An 18,329-nucleotide genomic window follows, 5' to 3' on the forward strand; every position below is an offset into this window, starting at 1 on the left:
GCCAATCTAGCTATTGACCATATCGAGTTAGCCAAGCTTGCTCTAACGCGCTTTGCCAGCTAGGGTGAGGTTCATCAATCGATGGAAATAATTGAGTTTTAGCTGCATTTCCGCTAAGTTTTTGTGGCAACAATACGGATGGATCACCCCATATATTGGGATCGCCTTTATGAGATTGAGCCTCAGGGCTAAGTAAAAAATTAATGACGACTAAAGCGCCTTCTTGGTGGGAAGCATTCCAAGGTATTGCTAAGAAATGGATATTAGATAAAGCGCCAGACTGCCATGCGTATGTCTTGGTTGTATTTGCTAATTTATCTGAGGCTTGAGCTGCGAAGACTTCATTTGGATTAAAAGTTATCGCTATATCAATTTGTCCATCATCGAGCATTTGAATAAGTTCCGGCTGGCTAAGAGGAAACTGTTTGCCTTGTTTCCAGGCAACTTTGTGAAGTTGATCTAAATAGGCCCAAAGTGGCGCCGTTACAGTATCAAAATCAGCGTCATTAACGGGTTTGGTTAAGGTTTTCTTATCCTCTGTTAACTCGAAAAGTATCGCTTTTAAAAAACTCGTACCATGAAATTGAGGGGGCTTGGGATACGTAATCGTACCAGGATGAGCTTGAGCATAAGCTAATAAAGCTTTCGCGGAGATCGGTGGATTAACGAGTTTTTTCTTATCGTAAATGAAAACTAATTGACCTATACCCCATGGTGCTTCTAAGCCTAAAGTAGGCTCTGAAAAATCATTTTCGATAGGCAGATTTTTGTCTACAAATTTCCAGTTAGGCAAGTCATGTATAAAGGGGCCAAAAAGTAATTGGTTTTGCTTCATTGACTTAAAATTTTCGCCATTTATCCAAACCATATCAACACTGCCAGATTGATTTTTACCAGCCGCTTTTTCGGCAATTAATCGAGACGTAGTTTCGGCAATATCGGTCACTTTTACATGATGAAGGTTTATGTCGTATTTTTGTTTTACTTGGTCACTAACCCAGCGTAAATAATCATTAATTTCTTGGCTGCCGCCCCAAGCATTAAAGTAAACATCTTGTCCTTTGGCTTTTTGCGTTATCGTTTTCCAATTTGATGCATCGTTAGAGTGCGCCATTAATGAGAATATGGAGGAGAAAGCCAATAAGTATCCAAGTAAGAAATGTTTCATAACTATCCTTGTATTATTTGGGGTGTATAAGCAACAGACCTTTAAAAAGTAGAAAAACATTCAACCTTTATTATTAATATTACATCTAATCTAAGATATAAAAAAACCAGCGCATGCGCTGGTTAAAAAAGGATAATCCTTTAATTGAGTTTTTTCACTGTAGAGCGTTCTACTAACTCTGGAAACATTTCAAAAACTTGCTTGGCATGGTCTTTATCTTTGATGCGCTCAAGTAATATTTCCACGGCAGTTTTGCCTACACGACGCTTAGGTTGGTGAATGGTTGTCAGTGGTGGTGAGAAGTAGGCAGATAAATCAATGTTGTCATAGCCAATGATTGAAATGTCTTCAGGTATTTTCATTCCCTTTTCTTGTAAACGACTCATTAGACCTAGTGCCATAATGTCATTGAAACAAAAAACAGCGCTTGGTTTTTTATCCATGGCTAAAATTTTATCGGCTGCGATCACAGCAGTATCACACTCAAAGTTCCCTTCAAGTAGCCAATCATCTGGCAGTGTTAAACCGGCTTCTGCTAGTGCACGTTTACAACCTGCAATACGTTCTTTACAAGCCATTTTTTCAAAGTGTCCACTAAGGCAGGCAATATCGGTATGACCATTATTAATTAAATAACGGGTGGCTAGGTAACCACCTTCTTCTGAGTTGTCGATAATTTTATCCGCTTTTGATGTTTCAGGGCCCCAGTCCATCACCACTTTCGGAATGTCTGGATGTCCATCTAGCATGATACGAAGTTCATCATCTAAATCCGAACACATGACTAATAATCCATCGACACGCTTACCTGCAAGCATGCGAATATAATCACGTTGCTTTTCAACCAAGCCACCTGTATTGCATAAAATCAGCGTATAGCCTTGGCGATAGCAATAGCTTTCCACACCTTCAACGACTTCGGCAAAAAATGGATTAGTGGATTGAGTCACAAGCATGCCGATGGTATTTGTCGTATTGCATTTTAAACTACGCGCAACCGCACTTGGCGCATAATTTAGCTCAGTGACCGCCGCCATTACACGTTCTTGAGTCGCTTCTGCAACAAAACGTGTTTTATTGATGACGTGTGAAACCGTGGTGGTGGACACTCCTGCGATACGTGCGACATCTTTAATGGTAGCCATAATGTTTTCCTTAGTGCCGACAGAAGTGGGCGAATCGATATTGAATGTAATAGGTGCCGATATATATTTTTGTAATATTTGGATTACAGGGTAAGTGAATATAGATCTGGCCGAATAATAAAAATGTAATTTCTTTAATAATCAAGTAATTAATAAATCGTTTCTATTTTTTGAAGCAGGGATTTTAGTCTTAATTTTTACAACTAACAATCATCAATGTTCTTTTTCTTATTATAAATATGGCACAGTAAAATAACCGTTTTGATAAATACGATATCGTTTGCGTTAATAAGAATAAACAGGACTGAAATAATTATCATCAGGTTAAGGTTTTTATAGTCATAACTCGATGATAATTAACGATATGGTAAATAAATTTATAAGCTTGTCGGTTCTGATGGAGTGGGCTTATCGGTTAAACTATTACGGATCACTTGCCACCAAAGGCCAAGTCGTTCATGCCAATAACGTTCGCTTTGCTCTAAGTATTTTGATTGTGGTGTGAAACGTTCCCAAGCTTGATTGATATTATCTACGGCTAAATAATTAGTTGGTGCAGGGATGGGATCTAAATTAGCACTATGGAAGTCATTTAATGCACGTTGCATGTGACTGGCTGATGTCACTAGTACTAAACGCTTTGTTCCGACAAAGCCCGCGGCTTGATGGGCCTCTTCCCATGTATCCTTAGCACTTTCTAATAAAATGATATCAGGTTTTGCTATCCCCAAAGACACCGCGATGTTAGCCATTAATCTTGCATTACTGATAGAAGAGCCTGCAGAGTAACCAGATAGAATTAATTTAGCGCCAGGGTACATTCTTAAAATTCGGATACCTTCTACAAGTCGCATTAAGCCAGTACGTGACAACTCTGAAGTCAGTGGAATTTGATCATCCACCGAATGCCCACTGCCTAATACCATTACATAATCAATTGAGCCTTCAACGGCCAGAAATGCTTTATATTGCCGCTCAGTAGGTTTTAATAAGCTGGTGGAAATGGGTTGAAATGATAAAAGGAAAATTCCTAATAAAGAAATAAATGTGAATATGCAGCCCGTTCCACGTTTGGCAGTAAACATGATCAAAAAGAGACCTAAAAAACCAATAATTAACAACGCAGGTAGCGGCATCATAAAAGATGACACTATTTTTTTTAACTCAAACATAATGGGATAGTCCGAAAAATAATCATTTGATAAATAAAAGTCAGTAATTCCTTTATTCCTGTATCTGCTATGACAGAATACACGCAAAGTTCCGTTATCTTAAATTAAAAACCATGAATAAAGACCGAAATTTCGATGATATTGCGCGTAAATTCGCCAAAAATATATATGGTTCAGCGAAAGGTGAAATTCGCCAGACCATTATTTGGCAAGATATGGAACAAATTTTAAATAAATTAGATGCATCCTCAAAAAAACTAACCCTTTTAGATGCCGGTGGCGGGTTGGCTCAAGTATCACAAAGAGTCGCACAGCGTGGTCATCAAGTCGTCTTATGCGATATTTCAAGCGAGATGTTAGAACTGGCAAAAGAAGACATCAAAGCAAATAAAATCGATCAGCAATTTACCTTTATTCATTCGCCATTACAAAACTTAACTGCTCATTATGATAATCCTGTTGATTTAGTTTTATTCCATGCAGTCATGGAATGGTTAGAAAACCCGAAAGATGTTTTGCAAGCCGTTCTCGAGAAAGTAAAGCCTGGTGGAATGGCCTCAGTGATGTTTTATAATCATCATGGGTTAGTTTTGAAAAATGTAACTTGTGGTAATATTCCCCACATTTTGCAAGGTATGCCACATCGTAAACGATTTAAATTACAGCCGCCAAAAGGACTTTATCCGCATGATGTATACCAGTGGATAGAAAGTGCAGGCTTTAAGATTGAAGGAAAATCAGGTATCCGTTGTTTTTCTGATTACATTGGTGATCAGCAATATATCGGCGATTATCAATTTGAAGATATCGTGGCATTAGAACAACAATTATGTCGAACAGAACCTTACCTTTCATTAGGGCGTTATATTCATGTGTGGGCTCAAAAACCGTTAGCATAAGTATCTCTGCAGATGAGTACTAAGGCGGAGTCAATTATTTACCTTCTAATGATTATTAAGAAATTGCATAAACAGGGACAAGAATGAGTGAAATAACTCAAGATGCTGTGAGCTTAAATGTTAGCCAACAGCCATTAGATGAATTAGTCAGTTGGGTTAAACAACATGATTTTTCTTTGGATCTCACCACAGAACGATTGGCATTTTTAATTTCGATTGCTGTGTTAAGTCATGAAAAATTAGATGAAGAACTTGGTGAAGGTGAATTACACGATTCATTTAAAATCGTTACCCGCTTGTTTGAAGAGACTGGAGAAGCGTCCGCTTTTCGTGCCAATAACGCGATTAATGAGTTAGTTTCTCAACGACTGATCAGCCGCTTTGTCAGCGAAATGACCGATGGCGCTAGTATTTATCGTTTATCGCCACTTGGTATGGCAATTACCGATTATTATATTCGTCATCGTGAATTCTCAAAACTCAAACTGTCGATCCAGCTATCGCTAGTGTCGGATGAAATGTCAAAGGCAGTAGAGTCCGCCCAAGAAGCAACCACGACTGCTCAATGGCAGAAGAATGTATACGGTGTATTAAAATATTCAGTCAGCGAGATTTTTGATCGCATCGATTTAAATCAGCGTGCGATGGACGATCAACAGATCGAAATCAAACAACAAATTGCAGAGTTATTAAATCAAGATTGGCGTGAAGCCATCAGCAGTTGTGAAAGTCTGTTATCTGAAACCTCAAGCACGTTAAATGAACTACAAGATACGTTGCAAGCCGCCGGTGATGAACTTCAGACCCAATTGCTTGATATTCAACAATTGATTTATGGGCAAGAAGGCTTAGATCTTATTGATGCGATCTTATTCTCGCTACAAACGAAACTCGACCGCATCATTAGCTGGGGTCAGCAAGCAATTGATTTATGGATTGGTTACGATCGCCATGTGCATAAATTTATTCGAACTGCGATTGATATGGACCAAAACCGCGCCTTTAGTCAGCGGTTACGTCAGTCTGTCACTGATTATTTTGATGCGCCTTGGTACATGGTGTACTCCGATGCAGAACGCCTGCGTGATATGCGCGATGAAGCGATGCTATTGCGTGACGATGAAGTGACCGGTTTTGTTCCCGATGAAGTGGAATATGAAGAATTAAGCGTGGTTGATGATGAACTCAGCCTGCGCGTAGAAGCGATGTTAAAAGTCCATCAAGAAACAGGGCAAGCCATCGATCTCGGTTTGGTGTTGCGTGATTATTTATCTCAGCATCCTACCACTCAACATTTTGATTTAGCCAGAATGGTGGTCGATCAAGCGGTAAGAATGGGGTATTCCGAATCGGATTACCAAGCGATTCAACCGGATTGGCAATCAATTAATAATTTTGGCGCAAAGGTACAAGCAAATGTCATCGATAAATACTGATTATATGGCGCCAGAAAGCGCAGACTCCTCTTTTATTAAAGGGCATGAGAAAGATGTTTACATGCCTGAACAATTAATAAAAGCACTCTCGAATCCATTATTCCCAGCACTTGATAGCATGTTGCGTGCGGGTCGTCATATCTCAAGCGATGATATGGATAATCATGCATTCTTGATGGATTTTGATATTGAATTGGCGACATTTTATCAACGCTATAATGCTGAACTTGTACGCGCTCCAGAAGGTTTTTTCTATTTGCGCCCACGTTCTACCTCATTAATTGGGCGTAGCGTTTTATCTGAACTTGATATGCTGGTGGGTAAAATTTTATGTTTCTTATACTTAAGCCCAGAGCGCTTGGCGCATGAAGGTATTTTTACCAACCAAGAATTGTATGAAGAATTAATTAGCTTGGCGGATGAGAAAAAACTGATGCGTTTAGTGACAAATCGTGCCGCTGGCTCCGATCTGGATAAAGAAAAGTTATTCGAAAAAGTGCGCACCTCGCTGCGTCGTTTGCGTCGCATTGGCATGGTGTTGCCTGTCGGTGATGATAATAAATTTCGTATTAGTGAAGCCGTATTTCGTTTCGGCGCTGATGTGCGTATTGGCGATGATGCTCGTGATGCACAGCTTCGTTTGATCCGTGATGGTGAAGCAGTGACAGATTTAAGCAAGGTGAACTCTGAACAAGATAGACAAGATACTGAATCAGAAGAAACGTCAGCTTTAGCGTTAGATACAGACGAGCAACAACAAGTAGGTGACTTATGATCGCACGAGGTAAATATCAATCACTCACGATGATCAACTGGAACGGTTTTTTTGCCCGTACTTTTGATATCGATGGTTTAGTGACGACACTTTCTGGCGGTAACGGCGCAGGTAAATCCACCACGATGGCGGCCTTTATTACCACGCTTATTCCCGATCAAAGTCTGCTGCATTTTAGAAACACTACCGAAGCAGGCAGTTCACAAGCCTCACGCGACAAAGGTCTATTTGGTAAGTTGCAACCAGGCAGCTGTTACGCTGCTTTAGATGTAGTGAACTCTCGTAATCAACGTTTATTATTTGCAGTACGCTTGCAGCAAGTGGCAGGGCGAGATAAGAAAGTTGATATCAAACCTTTCTTGATTCAAGGCTTGCCGAGCAACGTTAAGCCGACCGATGTATTGATTGAAAACTTAGCCAATGGTCAGGCTCGCGTGCGTGGATTCAATGAATTGAAGGATGTGGTGGCAAAATATGAAGGCGTAATCCTAAAAGCCTTCACATCGGTGTCGGATTATCACGGCGTCATGTTTGAAATGGGCGTATTACCGAAGAAACTGCGTAATACCAGCGATCGTTCTAAATTTTACCGTTTAATTGAAGCGTCACTTTATGGTGGTATTTCCAGTGCGATCACTCGTTCATTACGAGACTATTTATTACCGCAAAATGGTGGTGTAAAAAAAGCATTCCAAGATATGGAATCGGCGCTGCGTGAAAACCGTATGACATTAGAAGCGATTAAAACCACGCAAACTGATCGTGATCTATTCAAACACTTGATCACAGAATCAACCAATTATGTCGCGGCCGATTACATGCGGCATACTAATGATCGTCGCTCTAAACTGGATCAAGCGTTGGTACTGCGCAGTGAATTAAATCAATCGAGCACGACATTACGCTCTCAAGCGCATTTGTTAACGCAAGTTCAAGCTGAACTCGAACAATTGGTGGAGCAAGAATCTGGTCTTGAGCAAGATCATCAAGCGGCCTCTGATCATTTGCAATTGGTACAAACTGCGTTGCGTCAGCAAGAAAAAATAGAACGTTATCAAGAAGACTTAGAAGAGTTAAATGAGCGTTTAGAAGAACAAATGATGGTGGTGGAAGAAGCCGCTGAACAGGTCGCCATCGCAGAAGAACAAGCTGATATTTCAGAACACGAAGTGGATAGCTTAAAATCGCAACTGGCCGATTATCAGCAAGCGTTGGATGTGCAACAAACGCGTGCGTTACAATATCAACAAGCGGTGCAAGCACTAGAAAAAGCGCAGACATTGACTGATAACACACAGTTAAGTGCAGATATCGCTCAAGCTGAGTTATCCAGTTTAAAGCAACAAGAGAGTGAACAAACGTCAACCTTGCTTTCACTTAAGCATAAATTGGATATGTCATCCGCCGCTACCGAGCAATTTGAGCAAGCATTAGCTCTAGTGGAAAGTGTGGTTGGAAAGGTGGCACGTACCGAAGCGCTGCCTCAAGCTAAACAAGCGATCCAAAAAGCGCAGCAAGCCGAGCAATGGTTGCAAAATGAATCTCAATGGCGCGCGCAACATCGCGATCTTGAACGCAGCTTAAACGAACAAGCACAAGCCGCCAATTTGGTGGAGGTTTACCAAAAGCAACATCAAGTTCGTCTTGATGATGAAATGGTATTAGAGCAAGAGCGTGAACGTCACTTAGATGTGATTGAAAGCGTAGAAATGGCGCAAGAAGATCTGCGCGATGTGCGGGGTGATTATCGTCGTAAACAACAAGATGCTGAACAGGATATTCAAACCTTACAAAAACAAGCGCCGGCTTGGATTGCGGCCAATGAAGCATTAGAAAAGATTCAGCAGCAAACAGAGGCACCATTAACCGATAGTCATGCGGTGATGACGCAAATGCAACAAGTGCTGGAGCAAGAAAAGCAACAATCATTAGCGAAAGAACGTTTAGCGGTTCGTCGTGATGAGCTTGAGAAAAATATTGAGCATTTGTCGTCGCCATCTGGTTCGAACGATCCTCGCTTGAAAGGTCTGGCGGATACGTTAGGTGGCGTTTTATTGTCTGAAATTTATGATGATATTGCGATTGAAGATGCGCCTTATTTCAGTGCGATGTACGGCCCATCTCGTCATGCGATAGTGGTGTCTCATTTAGATGGCATTAAAGACAAACTGCTGGAATTGGATGATTGTCCAGATGATTTATACATTATCGAAGGCGATGTTGATGCGTTTGATGATGGTGACTTTAACGCCGATGAACTTGATGGCGCGGTGTGCGTTCAGTTAAATGACCGTCAGCTACGTTACTCTCGTCTGCCTGAAACGCCATTGTTTGGTCGTGCGGCTCGTGAACAACGTCTAGAGCTTCTACGCGCAGAGCGTGATGAAGTAGCAGAAGAATATGCAAAGGCCGCCTTTGACTCACAAAAGCTACAACGTTTATACAGCAGTTATAACGAATTTGTGTCCAAGCATATTCATGTCGCTTTTAATGCCGATCCTGAACAACAACTGACGGATGTTCGTGATGGATTGAATCAAGTCCTTCGTCAACTGGCTGATTTGGAAAATAAAGAGCAACAACAGCGTAGCCAACTGCAAACCAGCAAACAAGCAATCACGAGCCTGAATAAATTAGCGAGTGCGATGCATGTTATTGCTGACGACACTTTAAATGATCGCTTTGATGAGTTAGAAGAGAAGCTTGAACATTTAAGTGAATATAAGCGTTTCATACAGCAACACGGCAAAGCAGTTGAGCAACTGGCTCAGATTGTCTCGGCATTAGAAATCGATCCAGAACAATTTGATGCACTTAAAGCGAACTACGAGCAAGCAGATGAGCAATTGCAAACGCTAAAAACTCAGATATTTGCCGTGGCGGATTTACATGAACGTCGTCATTATTTTGCTTATTCTGATTCGGTTAACTTGCTTGATCAAAGCAGTGAGTTAAGTGAACAACTAAAAATAAAATTGACGCAAGCGGAGCAAAATAAACTTCGTGGCCGTGAATCTTTCAAACAAGCTCAAGCGCAACTTAACCAATATAATCAATTGCTCGCGTCGCTTAAATCGTCACATCAAGCGAAATTAGAAACGGTACAAGAGTTCAAACAAGAGCTACAAGATTATGGTGTTACACCTGACTTTGGCGCGTTAGAGCGTGCAGAAGAGCGTAAAACCGCCTTGCATGAACGTGTGCAAATTTCACGCCAGCGTAAGAGTGAATTTGAACGCACGCTCACGGCAACTGAGCTTGAAATGAAAGCGCTCACCAAACGCGTGAAAAAAATCGAAAAAGATTATCAAGACCTGCGTAAATTTGTCGTTAATGCTAAAGCTGGCTGGTGTAGCGTTATGCGAATTGCACGTTTAAATGATGTTGAACGCCGCTTACATCGTCGAGAACTGGCCTATTTATCCGATAATGAGCTACGTTCTATGTCCGATAAATCATTAGGTGCTCTGCGTTTAGCGGTTTCAAATAATGAGACGTTACGTGATGCATTACGCCTGTCGGAAGATAATGCTCGCCCTGAAGGTAAAGTATTGTTTTACGTGGCGGTATATCAGCATCTTCGTGAACGTATTCGCCAGGATATCATTCGCACTAACGATCCCGTTGAAGCGATTGAAGAAATGGAAGTGGAGCTAGCGCGTTTAACCGAAGAGCTGACCTTGCGTGAAAATCGTTTGGCGATAAGCTCGGGCTCTGTTGCCAGCATTATCAAGAAAACCATTCAGCGAGAGCAAAACCGTATTCGAATGCTTAACCAAGGCTTATCTAACATTGCCTTTGGTCAAGTGCGAGGCGTGCGGTTGAATGTCGGCATTCGCGAAAGTCACGAAACGCTATTGTTGGGCTTGGCTGAGCAGCAAGATCAGCATCAAGACTTGTTTGATAACCCACGTTTAACCTTTTCTGAAGCGATGGCGAAATTGTTCCAACGAGTTAATCCGCATATCGATATGGGTCAACGTTCGCCACAGATTTTAGGTGAAGAATTACTCGATTATCGTAATTACCTAGAATTAAGCATCGAGGTTAATCGTGGCTCAGAAGGGTGGTTACAAGCAGAATCTGGCGCGTTATCAACGGGTGAGGCAATTGGTACCGGGCAATCTATTCTATTGATGGTCATTCAAAGTTGGGAAGAAGAATCTCGCCGCTTACGCAGTAAAGATATTGTGCCGTGTCGTTTGCTCTTCTTGGATGAAGCGGCCCGTTTGGATACCAAATCCATCAATACCTTATTTGAGTTGTGCGATCGTTTGGATATGCAATTACTCATTGCTGCGCCAGAGAATATCAGTCCAGAAAAAGGGACGACGTATAAACTGGTACGTAAAGTGTTCAAAGATCATGAACATGTACACGTTGTCGGTCTTCGTGGTTTTGGCAATGCGCCCAAGGCACAAACGGATGAAAGTGAAGTACTGGAAACCGTCGAATAAGATTTGGTATAACATCGGAATAAGCGCTTCAGTATTTACTGAGGCGTGGATGTTAACCCATTAAATTTAGACTTATACAGTTAACATAAAAAGCGGTCGCTTCACTTGTAATACGACAGTGAAACGACCGTTTTTTTTATTAACGAGTAGAAATAAACTAACGAGTAGAATTAAATCAACGAGCAGAATTAAGCAGACAACATATGCAGTAATTTCAACGCATGTTCAGACGCTTCAATACCTTCATCCGTTAAGTAACCACCATCAGACAGTGTGCATAAATTCTTTTCAAATAGGCTTTTTACGGCAGCTTGTAATTCAGGCACTGCATCACCGCGAACCTTGATCCCAGTTTGTAGGCTTTTTGGGTCAAATTGCAGTAATAAGTTTAGCTCAGCAACATTCTCAATTTTAAATTTCATAGTATTTCCTTAGCTTTAATCATGTTTATACAATAGGTTGCAACCTTATAATTTGGCAAGCAGTAAAAAGTGCTTTTGGTGGTTTGTTCACTCTAAATTATGCTGAGTGATGATTATTACAGCAAAAGAAGTTTGAGCATTTTTGGTGAATATCAATTTGTCATAAATGACAGGGTTTATTTTGCCGACAAGCGATGACAAATTTTGAAATTCAGGTAAAATATCTTCCCAAATTATCTTTGATAGCTTGAGTCGAGTGTTCAATCTCTCGCACTGAGGCTGCCTTATCAACGTTGTTATAGGAATCCCCATGATCCAAGTAGTCGGCCATAAAAATCCAGATAGTGACAGCATTTGTAGCGCATTAGTTGCGACCGAACTTTTAAAAGCTCGTGGCTTAGAAGCAAAAGCGGTGCGTCAAGGTGAATTGAACCGTGAGACTCAATATATTCTTGAGCAAGCTGGTGTAGAACAACCTGAAATGTGCATGGGTGTGGCAGGGCAGAAAATTTGGTTGGTAGACTATACCGATCTTGCACAAGCGCCAGATGATATTGCAGAAGCTGAAGTGGTGGGTATTGTTGATCATCACCGTTTGGGCGATGTAATGACGGTTAATCCATTAGAAGCGTGGATTTGGCCAGTAGGGTGTACTTGTACGATTCTTTTTAATCTATTTAAAATGGAAGAAACCGAAATTACAAAACCGCTAGCGGTACTTATGATGTCGGCTATTCTTTCTGATACGGTTGGTTTTGCTTCTCCAACGTGCACTCCAAAAGATGAAGTTGCAGTAAAAGCACTGGCTGAAATTGCAGAGATTGAAAACTTAGACGAATTTATTAAAAACCTTCTTATTGCTAAAACGGATATAGATGGTCTGACGGCTGCGCAATTAGTTGAGAAAGATTTAAAAGCCTACCCATTTAATGGCCGTGACGTTGTCGTTGGCCAAGTTGAGCTAGCGACAATGGAACAAGTTGACGGCATGCTGGATGACTTAAATGCAGATCTTGAGCGTCGTTGTCAAGAAGATGGTTTAGCATTTGCCGCGCTTATGTTGACGGACATCACCACCAGCACTACAGAGCTTTTGTTTAAAGGTGAGTGGGCCGCTAAACTTGAGAAGCATGTGAAAAACGGTTCTTTAATGATGGAAAATACATTAAGCCGTAAGAAACAAGGTTGGCCTTGGCTGCAAGGTGAGCTGGTTTAATCTATTCTTCACATTTGAATATATAAATGAATGAACAAAAAGGTGAGGGTGACTCGCCTTTTTTATTGTCTTTTAGTCCCAATAAATGAGATGACTTATGTCTGAAGCGTTAGATACAGCAACAATCGAATCGATTAATAATTACGATAGTGAAAAACGTTTTCAATATTGCGTTAAAGAAGTGGTCGCGAATCGTCAAATTTGGATCCTTGTGGATGAAGATGGCTGCGTGATGTTGAATACGGAAGATGAAGATTGTGTTCCTGTCTGGCCAAATCAAGAATTTGCACAAGCTTGGGCGACGGGAGATTGGGAAGAATGCAAACCAGAAGCCATATCATTGAATAAGTGGCACAGCCGTTGGAGCCATGGATTAGCAGATGATGATTTATCGGTCGTTGTCTTTCCCAATTCGGATCAGGAAGGTGTGATCGTTTTTCCTGATGAATTTGATTTTGAGCTAAAAAAACAAGCTCAGAAGCGCTAAGCGAATTGATATGACTGATTGAGATATGAGAATAGGCTTAATTAGGTCGTAACTGATTGTTATTAAATTTAAATCTGACAGGGAGTATTTAAAACCCTCCCTGTTGAGATGAATTATCTAATATGATTTGGCGCACTATGGAAGTGGTTGTCAATTAATTTCTGGCTAATTGGGTGCTGAGGATTATCAATAATTTTTAATGTGTCACCCGATTCGACCACTTCACCTTCATGCATTACGATTAATTTATCCGTAATGTGTTTAACTACACCAATGTGCTGAGATACGTACACAAACGACAATCCCATCTCTTCTTGTAGCTCTAGAAATAGATTGATGATCTGCGATCGCATTGCCATATCTAATCCATTTAATGCTTCATCTGCAATGATTACAGAAGGTTGAAGCACAATCGCTCGAGCAAGACAAACACGCTGTTTTTGGCCTGTGGCAAGCATTTGAGGATAGAAATAAGCATGCTCTGGCAGTAAACCGACTTTAAGTAGCGTTTCTTTTACTCGCAACATCCTAGCTTCTGGTGACATTTGCGTGTTGCGTTTTAGTGGCCCTTCTAAGATTCGTCCAATTTGAATGCGAGGATTTAATGAAGTATTTGGATCTTGAAAAATCATTCGTATTAATTTGCATCGAGTCGAATAATCTTTATTAAATAATCGTTCCCCATTAACAAATATTTTTCCATGACTTGGTTCAATAACGCCTGCTAGCATCTTAGCTAAAGTTGATTTACCGGAACCATTTTGACCGATGATACCTAACGTTTTTCCAGCTTCTAATGTAAAGGAAATCGGTTTAACTGCTTGTTGTATTTGGCGGCGAAAAAAGCCTGAACGAGTGACGAAATTTTTTGATAAATCGATCACTTCTAGTAGTGCACTCATTATGATTTATCCATGTTTAGTGGGAAGTGACAGCTATATTTATGCGATTTTATTTTCACTCGCTGTGGAACATTAACACATTCTGTTTGTGCATAAGGACAGCGAGGACCTAAGCGACAACCGATTGGCAAGTGCTGTAAAGGTGGGATAGAGCCTGGTAATGAAGGTAAACGGCTTTTATGTGGGATCCACTCGTTAAAATCTGGCATCGCATGCAACAGTGCGACGGTATAAGGGTGCTTAGGTGCCTTAAGGAGATCTTGGGTTTTTGCGGACTCAACCGATTGGCCACAATACATAACCGTAATTTGTGTCGCCCATTGAGTAATGGTATTTAAGTCATGCCCAATCAGCATTATAGTGAGATTGTTGACTTGATTCATTCGACTGAGTAAACGCAATATTTGAGACTGCGTAATAGGATCGAGATCATTAGTCGGTTCATCCGCAATCAATAATTTAGGCTTAGAGGCAATGGCCATCGCAATCATGATTTTTTGGCACTGACCATCGGTAAGCTCATAAGGATACGAATCCATGACTTGACGATGATCTTTAATTCCCACTTTATGCAATAATGCTTTGGCTAATTTATGGCGCCAATGCCAACGCTGCCACCACTTACCTTCAAAAGCAGAAGAAGGAATGGATTCACGCAGTTGATGACCGACTTCTTCTGATGGATCCAAACAACTGCTGGCCTCTTGATAAATAACAGAAATATCACGAGCGATCACTCGGCGGCGTTCTTTTGCTGATAGCTGTAAAAGATCGATTTTTCCGAGTCTCATTCTATCCGCTGAAATGATCCAATTATCTTTGGTTAGCCCTACAATGGCTTTAGCCACCAGACTTTTGCCTGAACCTGACTCACCAACTAAGCCACGAATTTCACCTTCATTTAAAGTTAAACTCATTCTATCCACGGCTTTGACTGTGCCGTGTGGCGTTTCTATTTCAATGGTGAGGTTACGAATATCTAATAATGGCATTATTCTGTCCCCGCACTGAGCGAATCACGGATGCCTTCGCCCATTAAGTTGATCACAATGACAGCAAACATAATAAATAAACCGGGTAAGGTTACTGTCCACGGAGCAATATAAATAAGATCAACGGCTTGACCTAACATGGTCCCCCATTCAGGCGTTGGATCTTGAGCACCTAAACCTAAGAATCCAAGGGCACTAATATCGAGAATTGCCATGGATATCGCCATGGTTATTTCGGCCGCAATGATAGTTGATAGGTTGGGTAAAATTGAACTCCATAAAAGATGAAAAGCATTAGCACCATCTAAGCGAGCAGCAATGTTGTAATCTTTGGCAATTTCAGCATTAACGGCTAGGTAGATAGAGCGAATAAATCTTGGGATCAACGCCAAACAAATAGCTAATAAAATATTGAACTCGCCGGTACCAAGAAAAGCGACAAAAATAATGGCTAAAAGAAGTGTTGGAATAGACATGACGGTATCAAGTAAGTGGTTTAATGTGCTCGAAAGCAAACCTTTAGTCATACCTGCAAAAATACCGATGGCGCAACCAATAATCGTCGCGATAAAAGTAATGAGAAGACCATAGCCAAAAGTAAGCTGAGCACCAATTAATAAGCGTGACAAAATATCACGACCAAAATTATCCGTACCGAGAAAATACTCAACACTGCCGTTATGGCTCCATGATGGTGGTTGGAGTATATGGTGTGTTTGTGTGAATGGGTCATGTGGAGCAATCCAGCCAGCAGATAATACAATCAGCACTAAAGCACCAAAACACCAAAGGGCAAACATGGCTAAGCTGTTGCTGCGGTAACTGCGCCAAAATCGTTCAAATTGACTTGGGATATGTTGTTCTTGATAGATGTTATTTGACAACATGCCATTGCTTCCTTATTAGTGGATTCACAAGAGCACCCAATAAATCAGATAATATATTGGCCATAAGTACAAAAGTTGCCACTGTAATAACACCCGCTTGAATGGAAACGTAATCATTATTATCTAACGCTTCTAGTAACCAACTTCCAATACCTGGCCAGTGAAAAATAGATTCCGTGATAATGGCATAAGTCAGCATACTGGCTAGTTGAACACCGACCTTAGGGATAATCGGTGGGATAGCGTTACGCAAAACATGCTGAAAAATGATTTCAAAAGAAGATAACCCTCTTGTTCTAGCGGCTCGAATGTAGTTTTGCTTGCGAATATCGGCAACGGAAGCTCTCATAAGCCGGATAACTTCTGTGGTCGGTGGCAGTGCTAATACTAGACATGGAAGAAGTAAGTGGATAGCGATACTACGTAAGGCTTCCATTCTCATCGGGTCATCACTTAAAAGAGTATCGAGAACAGCAAACCCGGTAACATAGTCAACGTGATAGGCCAAATCATACCGCCCTGAAACAGGTGTTACCCCCATATTTAGCGAGAACACCATGATCATCATAAGTGCAAACCAAAATATGGGTACTGAATAGCCGACCATTGAACTAAAAGAAATAATGATATCGGTTGGCTTTCCTTCTCGCATACCGGCAAGTGTGCCGATCGGAATACCAATTGCTAAAGCTAGAACCATCGCAAAAAAACAGAGCTCTAAAGTAGCAGGAAAAATGACTTTTATTTCTTCAATAACAGGAACGCCTATATCATTAGTGCCTAAATCCAGTTGCAACAGTTGCTGTAAATACTCTAACCAGCCTTGAAAAAAAGACTGCATAGCCGCTGGTGATGTAGAGTCAAGTCGCAAAATACTAAAGCCAACTAAGCTGATAATAAGTAGCGTAATAATAAATAAGTTAATTCGTCGTAACGTATAAACGAACATCGATGGGTTCCTTACTACGAGCCTTATAAACCTCAATAAGTTTAGGGCGGACAAGCATAGTTTATGGTGGATTTTTGCGTATCAGAGATCATAACGAATTTCGTCTTGATTGTCTCGAATTGTCATCGTCTATATTACGTTTGTAGGTTCTAAACATTCGAGTAATTATAAGGTTTTAGGCGAAATGTTATGTTTTTTCAACATGCCACGTAATTGGTGGTAACTGACTCCGAGTAACTGCGCAGCATTTCTCTGGTTAAACTTAGCATGTTCTAAGGCTAAATTGAGTAATTGAACATCTTGTTTTGCTTGCCATTTCTTATAGTCGATAGGGAATTTTATATTTTCAATCTTTTGATTTTCATCATGATTAATTGTGGAGTTACCCTTTAATATGGCTGTATGTTCAACCTTTTCATCCAGGACTTCAATCTTTGGGTTTTTTAGTGAATGATGGGTGACAGTGTCACTATTTTGATGTGGGATGATAAAGGGATTGAATATGATGTCATTGATCGGAACTGCGCTATGCCCATGTTGATAAACGGCTCGCTCAATGACATTTTTGAGTTCGCGAATGTTTCCTGGCCATGAATAGGTCATTAATGCTTGTTGAGCTTTTGGGCTGAAACCTGAGAACATATCAAAGCTGAGCTCTTGGCACATTTGAATCGCAAAATGCTCCGCTAACAACAAAATATCATCTACACGCTCACGCAGAGGTGGAAGGTGTATTACATCGAAGGCCAGTCTATCTAATAAATCGGCGCGAAATTTCCCTTGTTGTGCGAGTTCAGGAAGATTAGCATTGGTTGCGCAAACGACGCGAACATCCGCCATTAAGGTTCTACTGCCCCCAACACGTTCATATTCACCATATTCAATCACTCGTAAAAGCTTTTCTTGCACACTCATTGGAGCCGTTGCGAGCTCATCTAAAAATAATGTGCCTTGTTCTGCGCGTTCGAATCTGCCTTTATGTTGATTTTTGGCTCCAGTAAAGGCGCCTGATTCATGACCAAACAATTCAGAATCAATTAGCCCCTCACTAAAAGTTGAGCAATTTAAATTGATTAAAGGCTGTCTCCAACGCTTTGAAAGGTAATGCAAACGCTGAGCTATTAGTTCTTTTCCTGTTCCTCGCTCTCCAATAATAAGAATAGGACGTTCTATTGCCGCTAATTGGGAGGTTTTATCTAATGCTGCTAGAAAATGAGCAGATTGTCCGATTAAATTTTGAGGCTTCATCTTTTTCACCTAGAGTTATTATCAATAAATAATGATTTTGACTAATAGTTGATTAAATTAATCATATCAGTTATTTGGTGAAGAACAGACATAAAAGTATCTAATTGATTTTTAATAGAAAATCCTATTGGCATGAATTGTGTATTAGTTAAAGTATCAATTCGCATTAATTTA

The 18,329-nt window shown here is 40.7% G+C and carries 15 protein-coding genes; 6 read left to right on the forward strand and 9 right to left on the reverse strand.

Translation table 11 applies throughout. The features are described from left to right. Nucleotides 1–10: 10 nt before the first annotated feature. The 3 genes from FH976_RS01455 to elyC form a co-directional block, all read right to left on the reverse strand. Nucleotides 11–1,168 carry an ABC transporter substrate-binding protein gene (locus FH976_RS01455; protein ID WP_194089141.1) on the reverse strand — a complete coding sequence of 386 codons (1,158 nt, stop codon included), beginning with the start codon at nt 1,166–1,168 and terminating at the stop codon, nt 11–13. A 140-nt stretch (nt 1,169–1,308) separates the two neighbouring features. After that, nucleotides 1,309–2,313: an HTH-type transcriptional repressor PurR gene (gene purR, locus FH976_RS01460; RefSeq protein ID WP_194089142.1), complete on the reverse strand. Its 1,005-nt coding sequence runs from the start codon at nt 2,311–2,313 to the stop codon at nt 1,309–1,311. A gap of 377 nt (nt 2,314–2,690) precedes the next feature. Beyond that, a complete protein-coding gene (elyC, locus tag FH976_RS01465) occupies nt 2,691–3,485 on the reverse strand; it encodes an envelope biogenesis factor ElyC (protein WP_194089143.1) in 795 nt (264 codons plus the stop codon). 113 nt (nt 3,486–3,598) lie between these two features. On the opposite strand from elyC, the gene cmoM reads away from it, so the two are divergent. From cmoM to mukB, 4 genes are all read left to right on the forward strand, one after another. Further along, the gene (gene cmoM / locus FH976_RS01470) at nt 3,599–4,384 is read left to right on the forward strand and encodes a tRNA uridine 5-oxyacetic acid(34) methyltransferase CmoM (protein WP_194089144.1); all 786 of its coding nucleotides are present in this window, start codon (nt 3,599–3,601) and stop codon (nt 4,382–4,384) included. 83 nt (nt 4,385–4,467) lie between these two features. Next, a complete protein-coding gene (mukF, locus tag FH976_RS01475) occupies nt 4,468–5,820 on the forward strand; it encodes a chromosome partition protein MukF (RefSeq protein ID WP_194089145.1) in 1,353 nt (450 codons plus the stop codon). Between the two features lie 4 nt (nt 5,821–5,824). Continuing rightward, a complete protein-coding gene (gene mukE, locus FH976_RS01480) occupies nt 5,825–6,595 on the forward strand; it encodes a chromosome partition protein MukE (RefSeq protein ID WP_228767312.1) in 771 nt (256 codons plus the stop codon). Further along, nucleotides 6,592–11,052, forward strand: coding sequence for a chromosome partition protein MukB (mukB, locus tag FH976_RS01485; RefSeq protein WP_194089147.1), 4,461 nt, complete (start codon nt 6,592–6,594; stop codon nt 11,050–11,052). The genes mukE and mukB overlap by 4 nt, the downstream gene beginning before the upstream one ends. A gap of 188 nt (nt 11,053–11,240) precedes the next feature. Here the strand turns inward: mukB and FH976_RS01490 are convergent, their stop codons facing one another. Beyond that, entirely contained in the window at nt 11,241–11,474 is a 234-nt protein-coding gene (locus FH976_RS01490; protein ID WP_194089148.1) for a TIGR02647 family protein, read from the reverse strand. Nucleotides 11,475–11,784: 310 nt separating this feature from the next. Between FH976_RS01490 and FH976_RS01495 the strand changes: the two genes are divergently transcribed. After that, nucleotides 11,785–12,690, forward strand: a complete 906-nt coding sequence (locus tag FH976_RS01495) for a manganese-dependent inorganic pyrophosphatase (RefSeq protein ID WP_194089149.1) — start codon at nt 11,785–11,787, stop codon at nt 12,688–12,690. A 97-nt stretch (nt 12,691–12,787) separates the two neighbouring features. After that, nucleotides 12,788–13,177, forward strand: coding sequence for a DUF2750 domain-containing protein (locus FH976_RS01500; protein WP_194089150.1), 390 nt, complete (start codon nt 12,788–12,790; stop codon nt 13,175–13,177). A gap of 113 nt (nt 13,178–13,290) precedes the next feature. Here FH976_RS01500 and FH976_RS01505 read toward each other — a convergent pair whose 3' ends face one another. The 5 genes from FH976_RS01505 to pspF all read right to left on the reverse strand — a co-directional run bounded on the left by FH976_RS01505 (nt 13,291) and on the right by pspF (nt 18,155). Beyond that, nucleotides 13,291–14,079, reverse strand: coding sequence for a peptide ABC transporter ATP-binding protein (locus FH976_RS01505; RefSeq protein WP_194089151.1), 789 nt, complete (start codon nt 14,077–14,079; stop codon nt 13,291–13,293). Next, nucleotides 14,079–15,071, reverse strand: a complete 993-nt coding sequence (locus tag FH976_RS01510) for a peptide ABC transporter ATP-binding protein (protein ID WP_194089152.1) — start codon at nt 15,069–15,071, stop codon at nt 14,079–14,081. Before FH976_RS01510 ends, FH976_RS01505 begins: the two co-directional genes overlap by 1 nt. Then, entirely contained in the window at nt 15,071–15,958 is an 888-nt protein-coding gene (locus tag FH976_RS01515; RefSeq protein WP_194089153.1) for an ABC transporter permease subunit, read from the reverse strand. Before FH976_RS01515 ends, FH976_RS01510 begins: the two co-directional genes overlap by 1 nt. Continuing rightward, nucleotides 15,945–16,907, reverse strand: coding sequence for an ABC transporter permease (locus FH976_RS01520; RefSeq protein ID WP_194089154.1), 963 nt, complete (start codon nt 16,905–16,907; stop codon nt 15,945–15,947). The genes FH976_RS01515 and FH976_RS01520 overlap by 14 nt, the downstream gene beginning before the upstream one ends. A gap of 165 nt (nt 16,908–17,072) precedes the next feature. Next, complete coding sequence (gene pspF, locus FH976_RS01525; RefSeq protein ID WP_194089155.1) at nt 17,073–18,155, reverse strand: phage shock protein operon transcriptional activator; 1,083 nt, start codon at nt 18,153–18,155, stop codon at nt 17,073–17,075. Nucleotides 18,156–18,329: the final 174 nt, after the last annotated feature.

This window comes from Vibrio hibernica, assembly GCF_015223435.1.
Taxonomy (GTDB): domain Bacteria; phylum Pseudomonadota; class Gammaproteobacteria; order Enterobacterales; family Vibrionaceae; genus Vibrio; species Vibrio hibernica.

What these genes read in the sequence shown, in the direction of transcription:
- pspF (WP_194089155.1), bottom strand. Translation starts at nt 18,155, where the DNA reads ATGAAGCCTCAAAATTTAATCGGACAATCTGCTCATTTTCTAGCAGCA.
- FH976_RS01455 (WP_194089141.1), bottom strand. Translation starts at nt 1,168, where the DNA reads ATGAAACATTTCTTACTTGGATACTTATTGGCTTTCTCCTCCATATTC.
- FH976_RS01510 (WP_194089152.1), bottom strand. Translation starts at nt 15,071, where the DNA reads ATGCCATTATTAGATATTCGTAACCTCACCATTGAAATAGAAACGCCA.
- cmoM (WP_194089144.1), top strand. Translation starts at nt 3,599, where the DNA reads ATGAATAAAGACCGAAATTTCGATGATATTGCGCGTAAATTCGCCAAA.
- mukF (WP_194089145.1), top strand. Translation starts at nt 4,468, where the DNA reads ATGAGTGAAATAACTCAAGATGCTGTGAGCTTAAATGTTAGCCAACAG.
- mukE (WP_228767312.1), top strand. Translation starts at nt 5,825, where the DNA reads ATGGCGCCAGAAAGCGCAGACTCCTCTTTTATTAAAGGGCATGAGAAA.
- purR (WP_194089142.1), bottom strand. Translation starts at nt 2,313, where the DNA reads ATGGCTACCATTAAAGATGTCGCACGTATCGCAGGAGTGTCCACCACC.
- FH976_RS01515 (WP_194089153.1), bottom strand. Translation starts at nt 15,958, where the DNA reads ATGTTGTCAAATAACATCTATCAAGAACAACATATCCCAAGTCAATTT.
- FH976_RS01520 (WP_194089154.1), bottom strand. Translation starts at nt 16,907, where the DNA reads ATGTTCGTTTATACGTTACGACGAATTAACTTATTTATTATTACGCTA.
- mukB (WP_194089147.1), top strand. Translation starts at nt 6,592, where the DNA reads ATGATCGCACGAGGTAAATATCAATCACTCACGATGATCAACTGGAAC.
- elyC (WP_194089143.1), bottom strand. Translation starts at nt 3,485, where the DNA reads ATGTTTGAGTTAAAAAAAATAGTGTCATCTTTTATGATGCCGCTACCT.
- FH976_RS01505 (WP_194089151.1), bottom strand. Translation starts at nt 14,079, where the DNA reads ATGAGTGCACTACTAGAAGTGATCGATTTATCAAAAAATTTCGTCACT.
- FH976_RS01500 (WP_194089150.1), top strand. Translation starts at nt 12,788, where the DNA reads ATGTCTGAAGCGTTAGATACAGCAACAATCGAATCGATTAATAATTAC.
- FH976_RS01495 (WP_194089149.1), top strand. Translation starts at nt 11,785, where the DNA reads ATGATCCAAGTAGTCGGCCATAAAAATCCAGATAGTGACAGCATTTGT.
- FH976_RS01490 (WP_194089148.1), bottom strand. Translation starts at nt 11,474, where the DNA reads ATGAAATTTAAAATTGAGAATGTTGCTGAGCTAAACTTATTACTGCAA.